The following is a 1,041-nucleotide window of genomic DNA, read 5'->3' as shown; positions in this document are numbered from 1 at the left end:
GGCCACGGATACCGCGATGCCCAGCACAAAAGCGTTCATTCCCATCGTCGGCAGGGCCAGCGCCAACACCAGGCAGAAGGCGGCGAACGAGTACATGCCGGTGGCGGTGGCGCGTAGCAACGCGGCGGTAAAGGCCGGGCCACGGGTTTGCTGGGAGAACACCGCCATCACGCTACCCAATACCGGGAACACCGCCAGCAGGCCGCTCCAGCGGTCGCCGACGGTGCTGGCCAGCAGCGTCACGACCAGCGTGAGCAATGCACCGGCCCCCATGCGCAGCAAGAGCTTGTCGGATTTCGGTGCCGGGCCGCTGAGCACCGGTTGCACGGTGGGGAACAGGTACGGCGCGGCGAGCAACGCGGTGGCGGCGGCGCACACCGAAAACACCAGGGATGCCGGAATCAGCGACAGGGCAATCGCCACCAGCGCCCAGACCGACAGCGAGATCAGCAACGCCAGCGGCCACCCGGCCCGTTGTGCGATCTGGGCGTAGGTCACGCAAAACGCAATCATCGCGAACATGGCCGACAGCGCAGCGGTGGCCGATTGCGCAGCGAACGCCTCGCCTTGTTCGAGGGCGAGGAACAACAGAATCGGCCCGACCACCACCGGCAACCCCGATAACCAGCCGGCCACGCTCGGCCCCCAGCGTTTACCAGCCAGGGAAATCAGTAGCAGGAAGCCTGGAATCACCAGCAGTTTAAGGATCAACACGCGCACGTCTCCGACCTGAGTGAGGTGGCAACGGTAACATTGCATCGGGTAGATTGCTTTATGTGTATGTGAATTTTGTATACAAAATTCGAGCCCTTTGGAAATTGTGCGAAAGGTCTTTGCGCATACGATTTTTTGGGCATCCCGCGATGGGGCCAATCCGCCATGGTTGATTCTGCAGTTTTTGGGGTGACAGATAGGGCCTAACGATAACGCGGTCCACCTGAAAAAACGCAGGCAAAAAAGAACCCGGTGCGACTTGCATCGCACCGGGTGTGTTGTCAGGCGGCGACGGATCTTCGTGGGTCCCCGCGCCGTCTGTTGAAC

General features: G+C 61.7%; 1 protein-coding gene. It reads right to left on the bottom strand.

Annotation, left to right across the window (positions count from 1 at the left end; translation table 11 throughout):
* Window positions 1-714, bottom strand: a 714-nt coding sequence (locus tag AC1DVH_RS31685) for a hypothetical protein (protein WP_477757101.1), incomplete at its 3' end; no start/stop codon positions are given.
* Between the last annotated feature and the right edge of the window lie 327 nt (window positions 715-1,041).

It is taken from the genome of Pseudomonas sp. P4_C3 (assembly GCF_056402075.1).
Note: the sequence above shows the minus strand (reverse complement) of the source record. Positions and strands in the feature narration are given on the sequence as shown.